This is a genomic window from Paludibaculum fermentans (genome assembly GCF_051172195.1).
Lineage (GTDB): Bacteria > Acidobacteriota > Terriglobia > Bryobacterales > Bryobacteraceae > Paludibaculum > Paludibaculum fermentans_A.
In genome coordinates, this window is sequence record NZ_JBPJAQ010000001.1 from 556,952 (window position 1) to 576,255 (window position 19,304).

A 19,304-nucleotide genomic window follows, 5' to 3' on the forward strand; every position below is an offset into this window, starting at 1 on the left:
TTGTCCCCGTCCCCAGAATTTAGGTGTGCCTAAATTGGATTCTAGAACGACTCCGCCCGTTTGGCAAGCATTTCCGGTAACCGGATCATTTCCAGCCGGGAACGGCCACTTCTGCTCTGTCATCGGACAGGTTGCGGCTCTCCGGCGCCATGGGCTAGGTTTAGGTTGAGTGGCAAAGAAGAGCACGACACGCGCGAACAGCGAATCGACCGACGATTACCTCAAGGCAATCCTCACCATCGGCGGACCGCAGGAAGACCGGGTTACAGGGAACGCCCTGGCGGAACACCTGCAGGTGCGGCCGGCCTCGATCACCGGCATGCTGCAGAAGCTCGCCGGCCAGGAAACGCCGCTCGTGGAGTACGAAAAGCATCGCGGCGCCCGGCTGACCGCGGCCGGCAAGCGCCGCGCGCTGGAAGTGATCCGACACCACCGGCTGATTGAACTCTTCCTGCACGACATCCTGGACTATCCCTGGGACGAAGTCCACGCCGAGGCGGAACGCCTGGAGCACTTTATCTCGGAACGCATGGAAGAGCGCATCGCCGCCAAACTGGGCGATCCGCTGATTGATCCTCACGGCCACGGCATTCCCCGCAAGGACGGCAGCCTGCCGGAGCGCCGGGAAATCTGTCTCGCCGAACTACCGGCTGGCAATACGGGGGTCGTGACCAGCGTGTCCGATCGCCGCCCGGACGTCCTGCGGGAATTGAAGAATCTCGGCATCGTGCCGCGTACGCGCCTGACTGTGACGGAGCGCCGTACTGGCAGCCGCCCAATGCGCGTGCGCGTCGGACCGGCCGCCCAGGACATTGCCCTGACGGGCCGCCTTTCCAGCGCGGTGTACATCAGCCAGTAACTCGCCGAAAACTGGATATAGTGTGAGCTATGCTCCGGCCCCGATGGTACATGTTCCGCCGCGCGAATGAAGCTCTCACGCGGGGTTCGGCTTAGTGCCCGCACCCGAGCAAAACTGGCGCCGCACAGTATGGGGCTTCGCCGTTCTCATCGCCATCTACCTGATCTTCACTAAGCTCATCCCTCGGCCTGCCACACTCACCCCCTCGGCCTGGAGTCTGACAGGCCTGTTCTTCGCCACGGTCGCCGGCCTGATCATCCGGCCCATCCCGGGCGGCGGCCTCGTCCTGCTGGCCATCACCCTCACCCCGCTGCTGACGACCATGAAGCTCTCAGACGCGCTGGGCGGCTATGCCGACTCCACCGTCTGGCTGGTCCAGGCCGCATTCTTCATCTCGCGCGCACTGATCAATACCGGGCTGGCCCGCCGAATTGCGCTTGGGTTTGTTCGCCTCTTCGGACACAGCACCCTGGGGGTATCCTACGCGCTATCGCTCTCCGACATGGTTCTGGCGACGATTATCCCGTCGAACGGAGCCCGCTCAGGTGGCGTGATCCTGCCTATTGTCCGCTCCATCTCCGAGCTTTACGGATCCACGCCGGGCGCCACGGCCAATCGGATGGGCGCCTTTCTGATGGCCGGCGTCTACCAGGCGATCTGCGTCACGGCCGCGATGTTCTACACCGGCCAAGCCAGCAATCCGCTCGCCGCCCAAATGGCCGGCAACCTGGGCTACCGCGTTACCTGGGGCGGGTGGCTCGTCGCGGGCATTGTGCCCGGACTGATTTCCCTGGCGCTCGTCCCCTGGGTGGTGATGCGGCTGTTTCCGCCCCAGGTCAAGCGCACACCGGAAGCTGCCGAATTTGCCCGCACCGAGCTCGAGAAGATGGGCCCGCTCACTTCGAAGGAGAAACTCCTGGCGCTGGTCTTTGCTGGGGTGTGCGGGGCTTGGGTCTCCTCCAGTTGGACAGGCATCGACATCACCGTCGCGGCGCTGTTGGGCAGCATGGTCCTGCTGGTCACGGGGGTCCTTCAATGGGAGCACATCATCAGCGAACACGCCGCCTGGGACATCTTCCTGTGGTACGGCGGCCTGTTGCGATTGGGTAAGGCGCTCAACGAGAATGGCGTCACCGAGACCTTCGCCAAAGCCGTCGGAGCCCATTTTGAGGGCTTGCACTGGTTCCCGCTGCTGGTGATTGCGGTGCTGATCTTCTATTACTCCCACTATTTTTTCGCCAGCATCACGGCGCACATGTTAGCCATGTACGCGCCATTCCTGGTCCTGCTCGCCCACAGTGGGGCGCCGCTTGGACTGGTCGTTTTCAGCCTCGCCTGTTTCCTGAACCTCAGCGCCGGGTTGACGAACTATGGGACAACACCGGCCCCGATGTTTTTCGCCCAAGGTTACGTTTCGATGAAGGACTGGTGGCGGATCGGCTTTGTGATCTCCCTTTGCCACCTGCTGATCTGGGGCACCATCGGCTTTGGCTGGTGGAAACTCCTGGGGCTCTGGTAGCATCCAGGCACTCAGGCAACCCTCGCAAAATCAGTATGTTATGGGAATTTTTGGCGGCTGGCCGAACTCATTTGAACTGCCCGGAGCGAATGGCCTGACTATAAAGTCCGGCCCCGTATCGTTCGATTTCAGAGTAAACAGTCCGGATCGAACCCTTGCGCTCGCCGGAATCTTGAATATACTGTAGATGGGTTGGCTCCCGAGAGTGTGGCCAATCCAAAGGGTTGCCCTGTGCGCTTCCTAAATGTGAACTGCCTGATTACCGTCGCCATGACGACGAGCCTCGCTTGGGGATTCGAAGGCCTGCCGTCTCTCCACGCCCCACTCACCCTGGTAGTACAGTATGAAAATCAGCCGCCGGCGGAGTCGCTTGTGGAGATGCGCCGGGAACTGAATACTCTACTGCAAAAGTCCTCCATTCAGGTTGAATGGCGCCTCCGGGAAGAGATGAAGGAAGGCACCGAAGTCTCGGACCTGGTCCTGGTTAAGTTTCGAGGCAACTGCCGGATGCAGACTGAACCAGCTCTGTTGGATGAGCGCGGCCCCTTGGCCTTCACGCATACCACCGACGGCGAGGTTCTGCCCTTTAGCGAAGTGCTCTGCGACAAAGTGCGGGTCGCGGCCCGCAGTGCTATGCATGGTGGCCAGGTAGCCCGGGGCAATACCCTGATGGGCCGCGCCATGGCTCGCGTCCTGGCCCATGAGATCTATCACATTGCCGGGAACACCAAGGGACACACCAAGGAAGGCGTCTCAAAGCGATCCCTCACCGGAGCCCAACTCATCGCCGACCGGATCGATTTCGACATCCTCGGCGAGCACGCGCTGAAGCGCCGGGATACGCGCTAGTTCGCAAACACCTCCTACGGCCGCCTCAGCCGCGCGGCTTGCTGACTTCGGCCTGCAGTTCCCCCAGGGGCGCGTTTTCTCCCGTCAGTTTCCACCTCTTCCAGAGGTACTCGGCGCCATAAAGTGAGCAGCCCACCGCGACCGCCGCCACGGCGTTCACGCAAAGCACCAGCAGGGCTGTCGTCAGGAAGGCCGCGGCATCCAGCGCCTTCATGCGCGGAATGCGCCGCCATGCAGACCAGTCGAGCAGGCAGAAGCCCATCCAGGCGGTCACCCCAGCCAGTGCGGCCAGGGGAATCTGCGCCAGGATGCCCGAACCGAATCCAATTACAGCCGCGAGCACGGCAGCGTGGAAGATGTTAGACATCCGCGTGGTGCCGCCACAGCGGATGCTCGCCAAGCTCCGCGCCGGGATTCCGACACTCATGGGCGCGCCGAACATCCCTGCAATCACGTTGGAAATGCCATAGGCACCCAACTCGACGTCCGCGTCCACCTTCTTCATCTTGATGTGCCGGCCGCGGAAGTGCTCCACGACGCGAGACGTAATCAGGATGTTGACGCTGGAAACGAAGGCCAGTGCAAACCCGGTGGGCAGTACCGAAAAGACGTCTTTCGGCGCCCATGCGAACCCGGCGAACGGCGGCAATTCCAATGAGAGTACGCCCACCTGGGCCTCACGGAATGCGAATACCTTAGCCGCCACAAGGGCCACCCCGACCCCAATCAGCGGCGCAGGCAGTCTCGGCCAGAGCTTGGCGATCATCACGCATACCCCAATCACGAGAAGCGATAGCAGCAGTGGTTGAAACCGCGCTTCCGTCAATCGCTGGGCGATGACTACCAGAATCTCCATCATCGAGCCGCTGCCGGAACCCTTAATTCCGGTAATTGTGAACAACTGCGAAACCACCATCATGCCGCCGATGCCGCAGGAGAAACCCGTGACAACGGAGTGAGGCACCATGGAGACATACCGCCCAAGCCGCATAAGAGAAAAGGCCATCATAAAAACGGAAGCGACAAGGCTTACTTTGGCGGCGCCACCCAGTCCGTGCAACCGCACGGCCTCTGCAATGAATGGGACGGTAACCGAAGATGTTCCGCCGATCAGGACGGGATTCCTGCCTAGAATCGCCGTGATCGGTGATGTCAGAAGGGATGTGAATACACCCAGGACGGGCGGCAGCCCCATGAGGGCTGCCATCGCCAGTCCATACGGCAGTGCGATGAGGGCGGCAATGAAGCCGCCACTCAGGTCGCCCGCCATCGTTTTCCACGTATAGCGGAGTTTGGGTAGTTGCATGGCTTAAGCCATTACTTTTTCGAACGCCACCTTAAACTTGGCCATCTCTTCCTTGGTTCCAACCGAAACGCGAACGTGAGTGGGCCACGCCTTCCAGACACGGCCGATGTAGACCTTCTCGGCCGCCATCGCCTTCACTATTTCCTGCCCAGGCCGTTTTACGTCCACCATGAACTTATTGCTCACGGAAGGCACGAAGCTGTAGCCCTTCTTGGACATCCAGTCGAAGGTGTCTGTGCGGATATCGGCGATGATCTTCCGGCGCTCGGGCACCAGCGTCTTCACTTTCAGGCTGGCGTGTGCGCCGATCATGCCAGTAACGGGGAGCGCACCGGCGCCGTAATGCTGGATCTTGGAGAGCAGGTCCGGACGGCCAATCGCCGCGCCGGCACGCAGGCCAGCCATGCCGTACAGCTTCGAGAAGGTGCGAAGAACAATGACGTCCTTATCCGCCGCAACCAGATCCGTGCCAAACGCTTCACCGCTCAGGTGGATGTAAGCTTCATCCAGCAACAGGATGCTGCCGGCTGGCTTGTTCGCCACCAGCCATTCGATGTCCGACTTCTTGGTGATCGTGCCGGTCGGGTTATTCGGGTTGCAGATGTAGAACACACCGGCGTCGGGGCTAGCCGCCACCATGGCCTTCACGTCATGCGCGTAGGTCTTGGTCAACGGCACCGTGATCACTTTGGATCCAATGAAGGCAGCCGCGCGCTGGCCGGCTTCGTATCCGGGATCGCCCATCACCAGGGGCTTGGTGGGCGAGGTGAATGCCAACACTGCGCGATGCAGCGGGTCGCTGGAGCCAGCGAACGGCATCACGTAGTTCGGCTTGACACCTTCCTGATCGGCCAGTGTCTTCGAGAAGTCGAACGTCTCTTCGTACAGATAGCGGCCGCCCTTCTGCACAACACTGTGAATCGCTTCGGCCGCCTCGGGACAAGGACCCATCGGGTTCTCGTTGGCGTTGATCTTTACGGCATCCGCCGAGATCCGGCCGATGTTGGAGAGCTGGGCGAGAGCCGGCTCGTTGAAGAAGGGCAGCGAAGAGCCGGCGCCCAGCAGCAGGCCGAGACGGCCCATGCTACGCCGGCTGAATCCGCGCTTGATCAGTTCGACTTTCTGTTCGTGCGAGAGAAGGTTAGTCATTGAGTGGCCCCCAGACAGACTTTCAATGCAAGCGGCGGAACGACAGTCCCGCCGCTCACGGTTAGTGGTTAGAAGTACACACGCATGCCCAACTGAAGCATGCGTGGGAAGTTGCCCTGCGAAGTGATGGTGCCGAACGAACCGCTGCCCCAGGCTGTGTTGGGTCCGCGGAAGAGCGGCGTGTTCATCGCGTTGAGCGCTTCGGCGCGGAACTGCACCTTCAGGCTCTCGAAGATCTGCGCCGTCTTGAACACCGAGATGTCCCAATTCGCCTGACCCGGACCGCGCATCGAAATCGTGCGCGACACGTTGCCGAGCGTGAACGGAGCCGCGTCGGTGAAAGCGGCCTTGTTGATCCAGCCGTCGATCCGCTGGCCGAAGCTGCCAGACGCCTCGGGAGAGACGCCAGTCGCATTCGGGCGCTGCCGCGAAGCGCCCAGGCCCGAGTTGCCGTTGTTGTTCATGTAGATCATCAACGGGTAACCGGTCTGGAAAGTTGAAATTGCGTTGATGGACCAGCCGCCCACCACGTAGTCCATCGCGCGGGAGACACCGGACAGCATCGCCTTGCCCTTGCCGAACGGCAATTCGTAGGTCAGTGCATTCGTCCAGCGGTGCGGGGAGCTGGAGTACGCCAGACCGTATTCACCGGCCATGGAGTAGACATCCTGCGGTCCGCCGTTGCCCGAGTTCAGGTTGTTGCCGGGGCCGCCGCCGCCCATGTCAAAGTTCTTCGCCCAGGTGTAGGCGGTCACCAGCGTCAGGCCCTTGGACATGCTCTTTTGTGCCCGGATCACCATGGAGTCAAACTGCGCCGAGTTGTTGTCGTTGTTGGTGTAGTTCACTGAAGCGAACTGCGGGAAGGGCCGCAGCAACTGGTTCGCTGCGACAGTAGCGCCGCCGATGGCCGACACGCCGCCCTTCTGGTAGTAAGGATTCGACACCGCGGCGTTCAACGCGGAGCCCATGCTGAAGTACTTCGGATCCAGCTGGTTGATGTTCTGCGACGCCGTCGTCCAGGTCAAATGAGCCGAACGAGAACCGGAGTAGCCGATGGAGGCCACCCAACCGCTGCCCAGATCGCGCTGGATGTCGAACGAGAACTGCTGCACCCGCGGCGAGGTCGCCGTCGGCGAGAAGATCGTCATCGGCTTGCCGATGCCGGTCAGGCCGCCGAGGGTGTTGCCCACCGGCTTGTCCAGGCCGTTAGGGAACGGATTGGAGAGCGAAATCAGCGGTGTCTTGTTGCCGTCATTCGAAGCCGAAGGAGCTGACGTGGCCGTGATGCCTTCACTGTTGTAAGGCGAGCCCAACGCGAAGTTCGGAGCCCAGAACATGCCGTAGCCGGCGCGAATAACGGTCTTCGAATTCCACTGATAGGCCACACCGACACGCGGGGACCACTTGCTCAGGTTCGGATTGCCTGTGGTGGAGTTCGCGCCAGGCTGCCCAGCGAACAGGAACACGCCCTTCGTCGTTACGCCCGAGGTTGTGGTGATCGGGTTCGTCGCGTTCGGATCAAACCCGGTGATCAGGTTGTTGTTGACTTCCTTCAGGCCGGTTTCCCGCTCCCACCGCAGGCCGATGTTCAGGGTCAGCTTGGTGCTGACGCGGAAGTCGTCGTGCAGGTAGAGAGCCTGGTAGTCGACATACTGATAGAGCTTCGTGGGGATGAACCCGGTCGCCCCGGCCGGCGCGCCCAGCAGCATGTCCGCCATGTCGGCGCCTGAAGCGCTAGTCGAAGAGTTCGAATTGGCCCGCGTAAACGTGTTGGCGAAGGTGAAGGCGCCGGCGCTGTTGCCGAAGTCGAGACCGTCGTCATGCATCCTGCGGAAGTCGTAGCCGAACTTCAGGCTGTGGCGGCCCATGTATTTGGCGGCCGAGGTGTTGAAGTTCTTCGAATGGTGCACGTAGTTGAAGTTGTTGTTCGTGCCCAGCGAATAGGCGTTCTGCATTGTCACGTTCGGGAATGTCGGCGACGGAACATCCTTGATGAACGCATTGCTGAAGCCGAGCGTGGCCAGGTTGAAGTTCTGCGACTTCTGCGTGCCGATATTCGGGAAACGGTTAAAGCCGTAGCGGACGGTCACAACCCAGGTGGGGGACGGCGTAATCGTCGTGTTGATGGCCGTCGCGTCCACATACCGGCGCAGCAGCCACTGGTCCGGCGAGGAAATTGTCGGGTAGGGATTCTCACCCGGCTCGGCCGAGTTGTACCGCATGTAGCTCAGACTCGCGCGCCACCAGGTGGTGAGCTGCTGATCGAACTTTCCGAAAAGCTGATCGGCCTTGGAGGCCAGCGGACCGGCGCCGGCCAGGTTGTTCTGACCGTAATAGTTCCCACCCGATGCCTTGTTGGGCAGCATGTACGTGGCGGCAATGTTCTTGCCCACGGTGTCCTGGCGGCTCAGCGGAATCACGTTACCCGCGAACGCGGTGCGCGAACCGTCGGCCAAAGTCGTGAGCGGATCGTAAATCGTCAGCAGGTTGCCCGCGCTGTTCTTGGTCTGCGAAAAATCGCCGATACGCTCGAGGGCGGTGGGCGTGTACTGCTCGCGGCTGGCGGCCTGCGTGTCGCGATAGCCTTCGAAGCCAAGCCAGAAGAACGACTTGTTCTTGCCGTTGTAAACCTTGGGAATGATCACCGGCGCGCCGAACGATCCGCCATAGTTGCGGAACGGCTGATCGGTAATCGCGATCTTATTGCGGTTATTGAAGAACGTGTTCGCCAGCCAGTCGGTCTGGCGCATGTAACCCATCAGCGATCCGTGCGCCTGATTGGACCCGGACTTGAGCAGGGTATTGAATACGCCGCCGCCGGTCCGCCCCATTTCTGCGTCATAGGTCGCATACTGTATCTTCATCTCCGAAACCGCTTCCAGAGAGGGGATGATGATGGCGCGATTCGAAAAGTCGGTAATCGGCACACCATCAATCAGATAGTTGTTGCCGCGCACCGGACCGCCATTGATCGAGATCTGCGAGGAACCAGACTGGTCCTGCATGCGGTTATACGCGGGATTGCCCACCTGCACCACAGTCGGTGCCAGGCGGGACATCATAAACGGATTGCGACCCAGGTTCGGCAGGTCGGTCAACTTCTGCCGGTCCACCACCTGGCCCTGGGAGGCAGTAGCAGTTTCCAGCAGCGGAACCTCTTCGGTCACCATCACACTCTCGGTCACCGCGCCGACTTCCATCTTCACATCCAGCCCGACAGACTGTTGCGTTGCGATCGAGATCCCCGTCCGTTCGAACTTCTTAAACCCAGGCGCTTCCGCCACCAGTTTGTATGTCGCCGGGGTCACCGACGCAAAGCTGTATTCGCCACTGGTATTCGAAATCACCGCACGGGACTGGTTCGTCCCCTCATCAATAATCATCACCTTCGCGTTGGCGATCGTCCCCCCTGAACTGTCGGCGATCAGCCCCCGAAGACTCCCGTAAATCGACTGCCCCTGAACGTTTATAGTGGTCGCAAGCATGGCCGCCAAAAGCGGCAATGTTCGCATGCCCCGTAATGCGCTCATTACCAGAGACTTATTGAACTGCATGTGGTGGTATCTCCCCTGAAGTCACGTAACTCGGATCCCGGGCGCATTCAAACCCGGAACTGGATGGATGAGTTTGGTGGGCTCAGTACTTGAGAGCGCTTGTATCGCTACGGAGCGACGTACTGCGATGAGGGAGGTGCGAGGAGAACCGTGACGGGAGAATCGGTTCTCAGTTTACTGCCTGATGTTCTGTGATTGTAATCGAGAACACGGCTGTCACGCTATCGAAAAAATTGATCTGACAAAAAAAGAAACCTTCCGGCTTCAACGTACGTAGGGCTTCCCTCGGGGTTGATAGACGCACGGAATCGGCCGTTCAGGAGAGGCTGAAGACTCGTTAACTTACAGCCTCGACTTCAACTTTGGCCGCATCACGTTGATAGCGGAGCCGCGCTTGGTGCTCCTGCCAGAGCGTGGAAAATCCAGCCCAGAAGTACCCGCTGACGAAGATCATCAGAAAAGGAAGAGCGAAGAAGTTCATGACCTCGACGCAGTACAAAGCCATGAAAAGGAAGAAGCAGCCCATGCCGATCTCAGCGAAGGGCAGCCATCCGGACTTCCGTTTGTAAGCTGTAGCACCCTGGCTGCCTGCGGCCTTCGGAGCGTACTTCGGGGTCCGTACGAACGCCGACTGCTTGCCCATGAGGGCCTCGATCACCGCCTTGGTGTTCGAAATCGTCAGGGCCACGCCCATAGCCAGTAGGAAGGGAAGGATGAAGATCGCCCTTTTCCAGTTGTTCGGGTAGAGCTCGTGCTCAGCCAAAAGATAGAAGGTGACGACAGACCAGAACGAACAGATGATCAGCGGAGCGTCGATCAGGAGCATCTGGCCCCAGCCGATGTAAAACCGCACGATCATGACCGGCAGCATCAGCGCCGACACAATCACCATCAGCGGGTAGCTCAGGTTCGGAGTCAGGTGGAACCATGCCTCTGCCTTCTCCCGCCAACCGATCTTCGCGCGGAAGATCGACGGCAGCAACTTCAGCGCCACCTGGGTCAGCCCCTTTGCCCACCGCTGCTGCTGAACCTGGAAACCATACGTATCCACAGGCAGTTCGCTGGGGCACTCGATCCAAGGCAAATAGATGAAACGCCAGCCCTTGAGTTGTGCACGGTAGCTCAGGTCCGAGTCCTCGGTGAGGGTGTCGTGCTGCCAGCCGCCGGCATCGTTGATCATCGTCCGGCGCAGAATGCCAGCCGTGCCATTGAAGTTGAAGAACAGCCCCTGGCCGAACCGCGCGACATGTTCCAGCGCGAAGTGGCCATCCAGCATCAGCGCCTGCACTTCCGTCAACAGGCTGAAATCGCGGTTCAGGTAGGTCCAGCGGGTCTGCACCACACCGATGTTCGGATCGGAGAAGAAGTGGATCGTCTTCTCGAGGAAATCTTCCGGCGGGATGAAGTCGGCGTCGAAGACGGCCATGAATTCACCCTTGGCCTGCGCCATCCCAGCCTGCAAAGCACCTGCCTTGAATCCGGTCCGATCCGTCCGATGGATGTACTCGATTGGGTTTCCCTGCGCCTTCAAGCGAGCAACCAGGGCTTCCGTATAAGGATGTGTGTCGTCGGTGGAATCGTCGAGAACCTGGATCTCCAGCAGGTCCTTCGGGTACCGAAGCTTGAGCACAGACTCCAGCAGTTGGTCGACCACGTTCCGTTCATTGAAGAGCGGCAACTGGACAGTCACCGGAGGCAGCGCCTCGAACCGCGTCTTGGGCACCAGCGGGACAAGATGCTTGTACTTTAGATAGCTGCGGACAACCGCATATCGATGTGCGCCATAGATCGCCAGAATCGTTAGCAGGACGAAGTAGGGGACGAGCAACAGCCAATCGAACCATCCCAGCTGGTGGATGCCGGAAAAGGTGTTGTCAGTCAGCGCCCGGGTCCAGCGATCTACCTTCGAGGGGGCTAGGATAAGTGCTAACGAACCAATTAGATCCATAGGTTTGCGCCCGTTCCCGTTAACCGCGAATGCCGTTGCGACTGATCGGAGGACGCCGGTGCGGGCGAAACACGCACTGCACCTGCGGACGGCACGGTCTGGACGATTCTGCAATTACTCGCAACTTCAACATTTTACATCAAAGGATGTCATTCTGTTCTTTCAGAATTGTCCTTATCGGAGTAGTCCCGATCTCCCATGGCTCGCAGCAGCCGCGGAGCACTGCTGGTTTTATCCAGCCGTTTTAGGGCATACATTGGGGGAACTACCAGGCGCCTACGGTCGTAAGATGGTCAGTGTAGGTTCGAGGAGGAAGCGGCATGCCCTTAGCAACGCACGTTCGGATACTCGCGTGGTTCAACATCGTGTTGGGTGGAATCGGCGTACTCGCCGCGGTGTTCACCTTCGCCGGAGCGTCCTTCCTTCACATCCTGCTGGCTAATGTGGTCGATGAGGCAGCCGCCGTCCCAGTTGAGTTAATCCAGCTGGCATCCACCATTGTCATCACGCTTATTCTTGTGATGTCCTTGCCCTGCCTGGTGTTAGGCTTCGGACTTTACTACGTGCGGCCGTGGGCCCGCATCCTGGGTTTGGTGTTGGCCGCCGTCAACCTGTTGCATTTCCCGCTCGGCACCGGCGTCTCATTGTATGGCTTCTGGGTCCTGCTCAAACCGGAAACCGAGGCCATGTTCAAGCAGGCCGCAGTGGTGCAGGCTTAGCATCCCGAGGAACCAGATAGAAATCCAGTAGTTCGTCGAGCCCACCCTGAGAGGGTTCCTGTGCCGCATCGGGATGCGTATTCCGGAATCGCTCCAGGGCGGCCTTCTTGAGGACTTCCACCTGTTTGGGGTGTGCGGCCGAGACATCCTGGAACTCTCCTGGGTCCGCCGCAAGATCGAACAAGCGGGTATTCCGGCCCGGGGTCGGGTTGTCGGTTAAGTAGCCATCCGTGCGGGCCCTGCGGCCGCTGCCGTACAGCATCTTCCAGCGGTCAGTCCGGACGAAAACTTCCTCATTCTCCAGATACTCATTGACAATCAGCTTCCGGCCCGAGTACAGCGACTGGCCGTGCTGCACGGGCAATGGCGGAGCGTCCAGGTGCGACAGCAGGGTGGGCCCCAGGTCCAGATGCTCGGTGAATCGCTTTACCACCGCAGGCTGGATTTTCCCTGGCTGCCGCAAGATCAAGGGCACTCTCAGGGCCGGATCGTAGCCGCAGTGCTTCTCAAACCGGCCGTGCTGACCCAAATCGTAACCATGGTCGGCGGTGTAAACGACCAGGGTATTTTCGTCCAGGCGCAGGTCCTTCAGCTTCTTAAGCACCCGGCCCAGGTTCCGGTCGAGAAAATACGCCGATGTATAGTATGCCGCCGCGATTCCCTGCTTCTCGGGGGAGGAAAGATCACGGAAGATCAGCGGGATCTGACCGCCATCCCGCGGCCCCACCACGGGAACAGCGAACCGTGCCGGATCCATCACCCCGGCATCTTCCAGCGGGAAATCGAAAGGCGAGTGCGGTTCCATCAGGCTGACCCACAGCGCGAACTGCGTGTTCGCATTTTCTTCCAGATACCGCATCGCCTGGTTGACGATGAAAGTTCCCTTCATCTCGGCGTCCCGGCGGGGATAGGGCAGTTTCGCCGCATTGAGCCATTCCCGGGCAGGCGTCTGGAAGGGCCTCCAGGGCAGAGACTTCGCTCTCGTCCCTTCCGGCAGGGGCGTGGAGGGGACTTGACGCCTCCACTCGCGATCAATTACATCTTCAGTCCAAACTGTATCGAAGCCGTGCAAACCCGGCTCCGCCGCCCGGTTGAAGTGCATTTTTCCGAACACCGCCGTGCGATAGCCTACCTTGCGTAACTGTTTAGCCAGGGTTGGTTTATCGGTGGACAAGGGTGTGCCCAGCACGGTCACGCCGGCCGAATGCGGCATTTGCCCCGTCAGCAGGGATTGCCGCGACGGTGTACATACGGGAGAATTGCAATGGTGGGCCGCGAAGCGCACGCCCTCTGCAGCCAACTCATCGAGGTTTGGAGTGAGGGCCTGGCGGTTTCCGTCGCACCCCATGACATAGGCAGCGTGGTCATCCGCCATCAGAAACAGCAGGTTCGGGCGCGTGGTGGATTGGCCCCGGATAATCACCGCGGGGGCGATTCCCGCAGCAAAGGCCCTTCGCGTCAGCACAGTCGTGATTATAATCTGGTGGTAGGGGTATGTTGTCTCCTCGAACAGTCGAAGTGCTGCACTCCATCGTGCAGATGTACATCGAGACCGGTGAACCTGTTGCTTCGCGCAGCATCGCACGGGTGCGCAAAGACAACCTGAGCGCCGCCACGATCCGCAACATCATGGCCGATCTGGCGGATCTGGGCTATCTGGACCAGCCCCACACCTCCGCCGGACGAGTCCCAACACCCAAGGCTTTCAAGCACTTCGCCCAGGGACTAGCCGCTTCGCGCGTGCCGGGCGCGAATCTCGACCGCCTGCGCGAGGAACTCGTGCAGCGCAACAGCCTGGAGGAGCGCGCCGAGCACAGCTCGCACTTGCTCACCGAACTCACCCGCAACGTCGGCATTGTGGCCGCGATTCCAGCCATTAGCCAGTGCCTTGACCACCTGGAACTCGTTCCCCTCTCAGAACTTCGTATTCTGATGGTCGTCGTCACCAGCGATGGGTTCGTTCGGAATCAGGTGGCGCATCTGACTGAGCCGGTTTCCCCCAGTGAGCTGACCTCCATCCGCAACTATGTCAACCAGGAATTTGGCGGCTGGAGTTTGCAGGACATCCGCCGCGAGCTGGGTCGGCGGCTATTGGAGGAGCGTGCCACGTATGACTCCCTTCTCCGCAAGCTGACGATTCTATACTCGCAGGGGATGTTGGAAATCGGAATGGTGCCTCAGATCTACCTGGAAGGCGCCTCCAACCTTGTCGGCATCGACTTGCACCTGACCAAAGAACGGCTGCGGGATCTTTTCCGGGCCTTGGAGGAGAAGAAGCGGCTGATGGAACTCCTCGACCAGTTCCTGGCGGATAGCAGCGATGGCATCCAGGTGCAGATCGGGTTGGGGGATGCGCATCCGGCCATGCGCGACTTCTCGCTCATCGGAATTACTGTGGAGATGCCCGGCGGACTGCAGGCCAAAATGGCCGTCCTGGGTCCCATGAGGATGAACTACCCCCGTGTGCTGGCAGCAGTCACACACGTTGGGTTGGTCCTGAAAACTCTGCCACAATAGACGTTAGACGCCTGTTACCCTGAAACTTGGAAGAAAAGATGGAGAAAGATACGACCAACGCCGAGGCTGTGCCCATGCCCGAAAGCGAGGATGTGGCAGCAATCAGTGACGCCTCCGCGCAGCTCGAGGCCCTGGCCGCACAGCGTGATCAACTGGAGAAGGAAAAGGCCGAATTGAACGCCCGCATGCTTCGGCTCGCGGCGGAATTCGACAATTTCCGAAAGCGAACGGAGCGGGAGAAAGCAGAGGCCATCGAATATGGCTCCTACGACGCCCTCAAGGCGCTGCTGCCCATTCTCGACGACTTCGAGCGCGCCCAGAAGATGGACGTGGCCGACTCGGAGTACGCGCGCGGAATGGCGCTCATTTACCAGCGGATGTCTGACGCCATGCGCAAACTCGGCCTGGAGCCGATTGAGGCAGAGGGCAAGCCGTTCGACCCGAACATTCACTTCGCCATTGACCGCTGCGAATCGCCCGACGTCGATGTAGATACGATCGTGGCCGAGTATCAGCGTGGATACATCTTCAAGGGCCGCCTGCTGCGCGCGGCGATGGTGAAAGTCGCGGTGAAGGGTTGAACGTGAGCAAGCGCGACTACTACGAGATATTAGGCATTGAGCGAAGCGCCAACGACCAGGAGCTCAAGAGCGCCTACCGGAAACTCGCGCTGAAGTACCATCCTGACCGCAATCCCGGGAATGGGGAAGCGGAGGAGAAGTTCAAGGAAGCCGCCGAGGCGTACAGCGTGCTCAGCGATCCCGAGAAGAAGCGCACCTACGATACCTATGGCCACCAGGGTGTCAGCGGCGCGGGCCAGCAGGGGTTCAATCCTGACGCCTTCTCGGATTTCGCCGACATTTTCGGGGACTTTTTCGGCTTTGGGGACCTGTTCGGCGGAGGCGGCGGCCGGCGCCGCAATCGGGCCCAGCGCGGTGACGATGTCCGCTACGACCTCGAAATCTCGTTTGAAGACTCGATCCGCGGCCTGGAAGCGGAAATTCAGGTGCCACGGCTCGAAGCCTGCCAGTCTTGCAAGGGCAGCGGCGCGGAGAGCGAGGATGGGTGGACCTCCTGCAGCGTCTGCCGCGGTCGAGGCGAGGTCTTTTACCAACAGGGTTTCCTCTCCATTCGCAAGACATGCGGCCAGTGCGGCGGCTCCGGCAAGATCCTGAGGCGCCCATGCCGCCAGTGTAAGGGCGAAGCGTACATCCAGACCTCGAAGAAACTAAAGGTTAAAATCCCGGCCGGTGTCGACACGGGGATGAAGATGCGCGTCAGCGGCGAGGGCCAACCGGGAGCAAATGGCGGGCCGTCGGGCGACCTGTATGTCTTCCTCAGCGTCAAGGCTCATCCGGTCTTCGAGCGCAAGGAGTACGACTTACACTGCATCGTGCCCGTCAACTTCGCCCAAGCGGCGTTGGGGACCGAGATTCATGTCCTCACCTTTGAGGGGCTGGAGAGCATGAAGGTGCCCGAAGGCCTGCAGAGCGGCGAGACCCTACGGCTGCGCGGCAAAGGCGTGCCGTTCGTGAACGGTGGCGGCCGGGGTGACCTCATCGTCCATGTTGAGGTCCGCACGCCTCGCAAACTAACGCGCGAACAGCGCAAGCTGATGGAACAGTTGCGCGAAACTCTGCCGGCGGAAAACGAACCCGAGGAAAAGAGCATCCTCGACAAGCTCAAAGATTATCTGATGTAGCACGGGGAGCCGCGCTTCATCGCGGCTTCCGCGCCACCACAATCAGCGAGGTGGGAGACCACGGCAACCACCCGTCGATTCGCTTCCACAGCCAGACGAGATGGTCGAAGATGGCGAGCTGGAACCGCGAAAAACTACGTTTGCGTAGGATCCGTCCGTTCAACCACCAGCCGGGCCGGGTAGGCCGGTTGAACCCGAACAATGCCTCGATCTCAAACCCGGCGGCCAGCACCTTCTCGCGGAGCTCGGCTTCTGAATAACGGCGGTAGTGACCCAGAACACGGTCCAGTTCGCCGTACACGGACATTCCTTCGGGCACCAGGATAATGGCGCGCCCGCCAGACTGCAGCGTGCGGTGCATATTCAGCAGGCCCGTCCGATCGTCCTCGACGTGCTCCAGGACGTTGAGGCAGACAATGGTGTCCACCAGATTCTCCAAATCGTCGAAATCCGGCGGATGGCTCAGATTGCAGGTCACAGCGCGGAAGTTGGGCCGGTGCGACAATCGCGACCGCAGGCGCGCCAAGTGCTCCTCATCGATATCCGACGCCAGGTACAACTCGCGGCGCGGCGCCAGGCAGCGCGACAGATTGCCGATCCCCGCGCCAATTTCCAGTACCCGATGCCCAACATAGGGCCGGATGGTATCCGCCATCCAGCGGTTAAACCGCATCGCACCCGAGAGCGTATCCAGGATTTCCGGCCCCGACTCCTTGTAAATGTCTCTGAGAAACGCAAAGCGCAGGACCGTCAGCAGGGCGATTACCGCGTCCCACTTGCCGATCTTCTTGCCTTCCTCGTACGTGCGCCCGTGATAGCTGATGGGCGTCTCGTAGATGTGTACCTGCCTCTGCGACAGCTTGATGGTCACTTCCGGCTCGAAGCCGAAACCATCGCTGCGCAGTGGGATGCTCTGGATGAGCGATGTCCGAAACATCTTGTAACAGGTCCAGACATCGGTCAGGTTTAGATCACTGAAGAGGTTCACCGTGTTGGTCAGAAACCAATTGGCCAGCGAGTGCCAGAAGTACAGCACGCGGCGCTCAGTCCCCACCGCAAACCGCGTTCCGTAGACGACGTCGGCGTTGCCCGTCAACAGCGGCGAAAGCAGCTTGCTATAGTCACGGGGGTCGTACTCCAGATCCGCATCCTGGATGACTGTGTAGTCACCCGCCACGTACTGCAAGCCGGTGCGAACGGCAGCTCCCTTGCCTTGGTTCTTCTCGTGGCGGAACGCACGCACCTGGCCAGGGTAGTCTTTCGCAAATCGGGAGGCGATTTCCCAGGACCCGTCGTCCGAACCGTCGTCCACAACCACCACTTCCCGGTTCAAACCCTCCGGCAGGGGGGTCGCGAGTACCCGGCCCAGCAATGCACCGAGAAACTCTTCCTCGTTGAATGCGGGCACAATAATCGAAAGTAAGGGCATCGTCTGTTCAGCCGTTTAAGCCAGCGGAGGCCTCTGCAGATGCCATTTCGTAGCCTGCTCGTACGCTAGCGCCACGCGAAGCGGAGCACCCTCTTCCCACAACCGGCCCAGGAAGCTCAAGCCTTGTGGCATTCCCTTTACAAAGCCGCAGGGCACAACCACCTGAGGGTGACCCGTCAGGTTTGTCGACCCCAGACTCGAAAACGGCGGGCACACCACCACATCCCAATTGTCGAAGAATTTCTCCATTTGTTCCACGAGGATAGTTCTCGCCCGCTGCGCTCGGAGGTACTCCACCGCCGGAATCAGCCTTGCGGTCCGGAAAGTGTTCGGCCAGTCGCCCGAAGCCTGACCCTTCAACTGGCTCACCCGGCCGTCTCTTGTAATGTCGTCGAAGGCGGTTGCGGCTTCCGCCGTGAGGATCAAACCCAGCGCGCCGGCCATGGAATCGGGCACTTCGACTGGAGTCAGCTTCACCCCAGCCTGCTTCAGGTCCTCAATGGCCTTGAGGTAGACGTCCTTCGATTCGCCGGCCGCCATCTGGTCGAACGATTTCTGAGCAATACCGACGCGCAACCTGCCCAGGGGCTGCCGCGGCTCCCAGTGGAACGGAGCGGCGGTGACGGTGCGGTCGTGCCCGTCTGGTCCATACATCGCGTTGAGTACCAGTGCGCAATCCTCGACGGAACGGCAGATAGGTCCGACCTTGTCCATTGTCCAACTCAGTCCCATTGCTCCCGTCCGCGGCACCCGGCCGTAGGTCGGGCGAAGGCCAACCGTCCCACATCGAATACTCGGCGAGATGATGGAGCCGCGCGTTTCCGTGCCGATCGCGAATCCAACCAAGCCTGCTCCGGTCGATGCCGCGGAACCTGCGGACGACCCGCTGGAGGTCAATTCCAGATTCCAGGGCGTCTTGGTCATTCCACCAAACCACAGTCCACCCTGGGCAAGGGCCCCCATCGAGAGCTTGCCCAGCAGCACTCCGCCTGCCTTCTTCAGCCGCGTGTAGACTGTGCAGTCATAGTCCGGCACTTGATCCTGAAACGGTTCCGCGCCCCAGGTCGTCCTGATTCCCTTGGTGGCAAAGAGGTCTTTCAGTCCATAGGGAACGCCGTGCAGAGGCCCACGATACTTGCCGGCGCGAATCTCCGCATCGGCCGCCTTCGCCTGCCGCAGCGCCACTTCCTCGGTCAGGGTGATGACACACAGCAGCTTCGGGCCGAAGCGCTTCAGCCGGTCCAGATACATTCTTGTGAGCTCAGTTGAAGTCACAAGCCGGGCGCGAAGGAGAGCCGAAAGCTCGGTGACGGGTGCGAACGCCAGGTCCTCTACGGAGGACCACGTTTTCTTCGCCGGCGCCGGCCTCGCGAGCGGCGTGAACCGCGACGGCCCCGCCTTTGGCTGTCTGCCCGGCAGGCCGGGATGGAAGCTGACCGCCGGTTCGGTATCGAGCGGTATGTCGATTTTGCGCAGCTTCTCGTAGTCGGCCACCGCGCGCCCCAACCCCGGCAGCATCGCATCCACCTGGGACTCGGTGAACTCGAGCCCCAGCAATTGCAGGGCAGACGTCACCTGATCGCGCGAGAATTTGGGGGTGGGCGGCCGCTCAGGTGGCTGGGCGGGGACGGTTTGGGTGGCCGAAAGGACGGCCATTAACTGCAACCACTGGCGACGCTCCATGAATGTCCATGGTAATCCACCGTCCCGGTGCGGCATCGGCGGCGTAAAATCGCACTTCTGGACAACTGGG

The 19,304-nt window shown here is 60.4% G+C and carries 14 protein-coding genes; 7 read left to right on the forward strand and 7 right to left on the reverse strand.

Going from position 1 to position 19,304, the window contains the following annotated elements:
* Positions 1-169 precede the first annotated feature (169 nt).
* The 3 genes from ACR9Y2_RS02305 (at position 170) to ACR9Y2_RS02315 (ending at position 3,227) form a co-directional block, all read left to right on the forward strand.
* Entirely contained in the window at positions 170-859 is a 690-nt protein-coding gene (locus ACR9Y2_RS02305) for a metal-dependent transcriptional regulator (protein WP_435039407.1), read from the forward strand.
* A 94-nt stretch (positions 860-953) separates the two neighbouring features.
* A complete protein-coding gene (locus ACR9Y2_RS02310; protein WP_435039408.1) occupies positions 954-2,378 on the forward strand; it encodes a DASS family sodium-coupled anion symporter in 1,425 nt (474 codons plus the stop codon).
* Positions 2,379-2,609: 231 nt separating this feature from the next.
* Complete coding sequence (locus ACR9Y2_RS02315) at positions 2,610-3,227, forward strand: hypothetical protein (protein ID WP_435039409.1); 618 nt, start codon at positions 2,610-2,612, stop codon at positions 3,225-3,227.
* A 25-nt stretch (positions 3,228-3,252) separates the two neighbouring features.
* Here the strand turns inward: ACR9Y2_RS02315 and ACR9Y2_RS02320 are convergent, their stop codons facing one another.
* From ACR9Y2_RS02320 to ACR9Y2_RS02335, 4 genes are all read right to left on the reverse strand, one after another.
* The gene (locus ACR9Y2_RS02320) at positions 3,253-4,533 is read right to left on the reverse strand and encodes a SulP family inorganic anion transporter (RefSeq protein ID WP_435039410.1); all 1,281 of its coding nucleotides are present in this window, start codon (positions 4,531-4,533) and stop codon (positions 3,253-3,255) included.
* Between the two features lie 3 nt (positions 4,534-4,536).
* Positions 4,537-5,682, reverse strand: a complete 1,146-nt coding sequence (locus tag ACR9Y2_RS02325) for a pyridoxal phosphate-dependent aminotransferase (protein ID WP_435039411.1) — start codon at positions 5,680-5,682, stop codon at positions 4,537-4,539.
* Positions 5,683-5,750: 68 nt separating this feature from the next.
* Positions 5,751-9,212 carry a TonB-dependent receptor domain-containing protein gene (locus ACR9Y2_RS02330; protein WP_435039412.1) on the reverse strand — a complete coding sequence of 1,154 codons (3,462 nt, stop codon included), beginning with the start codon at positions 9,210-9,212 and terminating at the stop codon, positions 5,751-5,753.
* 361 nt (positions 9,213-9,573) lie between these two features.
* Complete coding sequence (locus ACR9Y2_RS02335; protein ID WP_435039413.1) at positions 9,574-11,184, reverse strand: glycosyltransferase; 1,611 nt, start codon at positions 11,182-11,184, stop codon at positions 9,574-9,576.
* Positions 11,185-11,504: 320 nt separating this feature from the next.
* Here ACR9Y2_RS02335 and ACR9Y2_RS02340 point away from each other — a divergent pair, with 320 nt between their 5' ends.
* On the forward strand, positions 11,505-11,903 hold the full coding sequence (locus ACR9Y2_RS02340; protein ID WP_435039414.1) for a hypothetical protein: 399 nt from the start codon (positions 11,505-11,507) through the stop codon (positions 11,901-11,903).
* On the opposite strand, the gene ACR9Y2_RS02345 is transcribed toward ACR9Y2_RS02340, so the two are convergent.
* The gene (locus ACR9Y2_RS02345; protein ID WP_435039415.1) at positions 11,875-13,326 is read right to left on the reverse strand and encodes a sulfatase family protein; all 1,452 of its coding nucleotides are present in this window, start codon (positions 13,324-13,326) and stop codon (positions 11,875-11,877) included. The genes ACR9Y2_RS02340 and ACR9Y2_RS02345 overlap by 29 nt on opposite strands.
* A gap of 71 nt (positions 13,327-13,397) precedes the next feature.
* On the opposite strand from ACR9Y2_RS02345, the gene hrcA reads away from it, so the two are divergent.
* Genes hrcA through dnaJ form a run of 3 tightly spaced genes read left to right on the forward strand, consistent with a single transcriptional unit; the run spans position 13,398 to position 16,122 of the window.
* Positions 13,398-14,420: a heat-inducible transcriptional repressor HrcA gene (hrcA, locus tag ACR9Y2_RS02350; RefSeq protein WP_435039416.1), complete on the forward strand. Its 1,023-nt coding sequence runs from the start codon at positions 13,398-13,400 to the stop codon at positions 14,418-14,420.
* A gap of 38 nt (positions 14,421-14,458) precedes the next feature.
* Positions 14,459-15,001: a nucleotide exchange factor GrpE gene (gene grpE, locus ACR9Y2_RS02355; protein ID WP_435039417.1), complete on the forward strand. Its 543-nt coding sequence runs from the start codon at positions 14,459-14,461 to the stop codon at positions 14,999-15,001.
* A 2-nt stretch (positions 15,002-15,003) separates the two neighbouring features.
* Positions 15,004-16,122 carry a molecular chaperone DnaJ gene (gene dnaJ, locus ACR9Y2_RS02360; RefSeq protein ID WP_435039418.1) on the forward strand — a complete coding sequence of 373 codons (1,119 nt, stop codon included), beginning with the start codon at positions 15,004-15,006 and terminating at the stop codon, positions 16,120-16,122.
* Positions 16,123-16,138: 16 nt separating this feature from the next.
* Here dnaJ and ACR9Y2_RS02365 read toward each other — a convergent pair whose 3' ends face one another.
* Both ACR9Y2_RS02365 and ACR9Y2_RS02370 read right to left on the reverse strand, forming a co-directional pair.
* Entirely contained in the window at positions 16,139-17,551 is a 1,413-nt protein-coding gene (locus tag ACR9Y2_RS02365) for a glycosyltransferase (RefSeq protein ID WP_435039419.1), read from the reverse strand.
* Positions 17,552-17,566: 15 nt separating this feature from the next.
* Entirely contained in the window at positions 17,567-19,234 is a 1,668-nt protein-coding gene (locus ACR9Y2_RS02370) for an amidase (protein WP_435039420.1), read from the reverse strand.
* Positions 19,235-19,304 lie beyond the last annotated feature (70 nt).

Bases quoted from the DNA above. Each gene is read 5' to 3' on its own strand.
- ACR9Y2_RS02320 (WP_435039410.1), bottom strand. From the start codon at position 4,533: ATGCAACTACCCAAACTCCGCTATACGTGGAAAACGATGGCGGGCGAC.
- ACR9Y2_RS02325 (WP_435039411.1), bottom strand. From the start codon at position 5,682: ATGACTAACCTTCTCTCGCACGAACAGAAAGTCGAACTGATCAAGCGC.
- ACR9Y2_RS02330 (WP_435039412.1), bottom strand. From the start codon at position 9,212: ATGAGCGCATTACGGGGCATGCGAACATTGCCGCTTTTGGCGGCCATG.
- ACR9Y2_RS02335 (WP_435039413.1), bottom strand. From the start codon at position 11,184: ATGGATCTAATTGGTTCGTTAGCACTTATCCTAGCCCCCTCGAAGGTA.
- ACR9Y2_RS02340 (WP_435039414.1), top strand. From the start codon at position 11,505: ATGCCCTTAGCAACGCACGTTCGGATACTCGCGTGGTTCAACATCGTG.
- hrcA (WP_435039416.1), top strand. From the start codon at position 13,398: ATGTTGTCTCCTCGAACAGTCGAAGTGCTGCACTCCATCGTGCAGATG.
- grpE (WP_435039417.1), top strand. From the start codon at position 14,459: ATGGAGAAAGATACGACCAACGCCGAGGCTGTGCCCATGCCCGAAAGC.
- ACR9Y2_RS02365 (WP_435039419.1), bottom strand. From the start codon at position 17,551: ATGCCCTTACTTTCGATTATTGTGCCCGCATTCAACGAGGAAGAGTTT.
- ACR9Y2_RS02370 (WP_435039420.1), bottom strand. From the start codon at position 19,234: ATGGAGCGTCGCCAGTGGTTGCAGTTAATGGCCGTCCTTTCGGCCACC.